3 protein-coding genes are annotated in these 2307 nt (G+C 67.0%); 2 read left to right on the forward strand and 1 reads right to left on the reverse strand.

Translation table 11 applies throughout. The features are described 5' to 3' along the window. Nucleotides 1-212 precede the first annotated feature (212 nt). Together AB0J09_RS62645 and AB0J09_RS62650 are read left to right on the forward strand one after the other, a co-directional pair. The gene (locus AB0J09_RS62645) at nt 213-665 is read left to right on the forward strand and encodes a hypothetical protein (protein ID WP_360713724.1); all 453 of its coding nucleotides are present in this window, start codon (nt 213-215) and stop codon (nt 663-665) included. A gap of 56 nt (nt 666-721) precedes the next feature. After that, complete coding sequence (locus tag AB0J09_RS62650) at nt 722-979, forward strand: hypothetical protein (RefSeq protein WP_360713726.1); 258 nt, start codon at nt 722-724, stop codon at nt 977-979. 235 nt (nt 980-1214) lie between these two features. Here AB0J09_RS62650 and AB0J09_RS62655 read toward each other — a convergent pair. After that, nucleotides 1215-2307 (reverse strand): hypothetical protein (locus AB0J09_RS62655; RefSeq protein ID WP_360713727.1); only part of this gene is annotated, 1093 nt, incomplete at its 5' end.

A 2307-nucleotide genomic window follows, 5' to 3' on the forward strand; every position in this document is an offset into this window, starting at 1 on the left:
CGACGCCGAGCGCAGCCCCGCGCGCGGTCCGTACGGCGACGACCCGGACGACTTCTTCGGGGAACCGTCCGACAAGCCGCCCGTGCCCATCGTGGAGAACCTGGACGACGACAACGACTTCTACGAGCCGTGACCAAGCATTCATCCGCTTCGCGTCCGCGAAACCGTCAACCTCTGGGACAGCCAGCCCACCGACGAGGAGGTCTCCCCTCATGACGATCCCGCACTCCGGAGAGCAGCCCGGTTCGCCGTTCTGCGGCGTGGGGCATCGCGACGCCGTCCCATATGTAGAGGCACTAGCCTTCTGGGGCCGCGCCGTCGAGCAACGCCTGGTGCCGCGCAGCTACGCCCTCACCGTGCTGGTCGACCACCCCTTGCTCCTGAACACAGCCGTCTGGCAGGGACCTGAACCGCCATCGCGTTGGGAGCGGCTCTGGGCCGCCGTAGACGACCTAGCCGACTGGGAGAACATCGTCGTCGAGATGTCGCTCGAGCCCGGCGACTTCTTCGACTTCCTTCGAGAGGAGCAACAACTCCTCGGCAAGCTGGCCCAGCTTCCCGTAGAGATCGCCGCTTGCGAAGAGCAGCTCGAAGGGGCGCAATCCGAACATGTGAGCCCGCAACCCCATCATGGTGATGAACGTCCAGCTTCGACGAGAGAGTGAGTAGACACTTCTTGCATTCGAGAACTTGGCCAGCCTCGCTGGCCATCGCCACGCTGGTGGCGACGCTGGCGGCGGCGGTGCTGGCGGTGAATTGGACGGAAAAGGCTCACCCGCTGGATCTGCTCGCGGTAGTCCTGCCCGGCGCCGGATTCGTTGCCGCGCTGGTGGCCTGGGCCCGATACCCGCAGGCATCATCGGATGCCTCTGGCCCCGCCACCGACGTGAAAGCCGCTGCTCAGATCCTGGCCGACGTGGTCGTGCGGCAATGGCAGGAGGAGGCCCGCAACGCCTTCGACTTGCGTCTGTGTGCCTGACGTTGCCTGGCCTCCTGCCCTTCAAGAACCTTGCCGGCCTGCTCGCGCATGCTCTCGTCCAGGCTGCCTGCCGCGCTCTTGACCAGCGCCTCGAGAGCTTCCTGCTGCATGGCGTCGGCGGAGAACGCGCAGCTCACTCAGGAGCCCGTGCTTTCCCATGACGATCTCAGTTGTCTCGGTGACAGCGTGGAATACCCCTCCTGACTCGTCCAGGATCCGGCTAGTTCCGCTCTGATCAGGAACCGGCGAGCCGTTCAGCGATGGATTCGACCTCGAGCCAGAGTTGGTTGTCGGCGCGCATGAGCGGTACCAGTGCTGCGGCGCCGCCGTACTTGAGGGCCGTGACGGGGACGTACCTGCCTGTGTCGCCGTCCTCTGGGCTGCCGAACTCGCCTGAGAAGCATTCCCACTCCAGGCGGTGGAAGCAGTCCATGCAGAACTGCCAGCCGGCCCTGCGGTATTCGGCCGCCTCGTCGATCGGCCCCGTCCACCTCTGGCGCAGGCCGGTGGTCGTCGCCTCGTCCCAGAACTCGTAACGGATCAGCGGATGAGGGTAGAACCCCTCCGCGTAGTCGTAGACGGTCTTGCGGTGCACGTCATACATGCCGAAGACCATGGTGACCACGAACGAGATCATCGGGAAGAACAGGTCGGGGTCGTCGGCGGACCGCGCTGTGCTCGGGTGGTGGATCAGGCTGGGCGCGAAGTTGTGGGCGGCGAACACGTCTGCGCCCTCCTCCATCCCGCGGCGCAGCGCGCGGAGGGTGAGGTGCTGCGGGATGCGCGGATCGTGTGCCCGGGCGAGTTCGAGCAGGCGGTCGTGGAGACCGAAGATGTGCCCCAGCTCGTGCAGCGCGAGGTAGTGGAAGCCGTGAAGCACGGCCAGGTCTGCGAACCCCTCGTTCTCCTCCTCGTCCGGGGTGCGCCGGTTGAAGCCGTCCAGGGCTTCCCAGTAGTCCTCCACGTCCTCGCCGAAGACCGGCCGGAGTCCCGGCGCGAGCTCCCACGGGTGGTCCCGCACGTCGATCGCGGACCCGGCCACCAGGGTGTCGGGCTGGTCCTGGCCCACTTGGAGGAGGAACCTGCGGGCCAGGGCCCGGATCCGGGCGAGGACGCCGATGGGGATCAGGATCACCGACGCCTCGCTGTCGAGCCGCCGTGTCCTGCAGTCCATCGAGGTCGAGCGGGTGATCGCCAGGTGGATCTTGCCCAGCGGGCGGGCGTTGGAGGCGGCTTGGATCACCTCCCGGGCAATGTCCATGGCAACGTCCAGCACCTGCGCGCCGCCGCTCAGCCGCTCGTCGAGCTCGTCCGCCCCGATCGCGCCG

The sequence above is a fragment of the Nonomuraea sp. NPDC049784 genome (assembly GCF_040659615.1).
In the GTDB taxonomy this organism is placed as follows: domain Bacteria; phylum Actinomycetota; class Actinomycetes; order Streptosporangiales; family Streptosporangiaceae; genus Nonomuraea.